The sequence below is a fragment of the Halomonas sp. ND22Bw genome (assembly GCF_003011945.1).
Lineage (GTDB): Bacteria > Pseudomonadota > Gammaproteobacteria > Pseudomonadales > Halomonadaceae > Halomonas > Halomonas halophila.
The window spans coordinates 1-257 of record NZ_PXWD01001263.1; the positions used below are offsets into that span (position 1 = coordinate 1).

Below are 257 nucleotides of genomic sequence, written 5' to 3' on the forward strand. Positions count from 1 at the left end.
GAAGCACGTGGGGTGTGACGCGCTTCCCAAGGATCGACGGCTGATTCGTCGCTGCCGTCTTGACGTGCTCGGCCAATCGGAACGCAAATCCGTCGCGGGTCATCGGCTGCCCGTTGGCATTGAGGAAAATCTCGGTGACCTCAACTTGAGGCCGGATCGCAAGCCATGCGCGCAATGCGATCTGGGTCTCCTTCCACAGCGGCAGGACCCGTTCACGTCGCCCTTTGCCCATGATGTGCATGGTGGACAGGGAGCGG

The 257-nt window shown here is 61.9% G+C and carries 1 protein-coding gene; it reads right to left on the bottom strand.

What is annotated here, in order from left to right; translation table 11 throughout:
- A partial coding sequence (locus CVH10_RS22235; RefSeq protein ID WP_146143285.1) for a tyrosine-type recombinase/integrase occupies window positions 1-257 on the bottom strand: 257 nt, incomplete at both ends.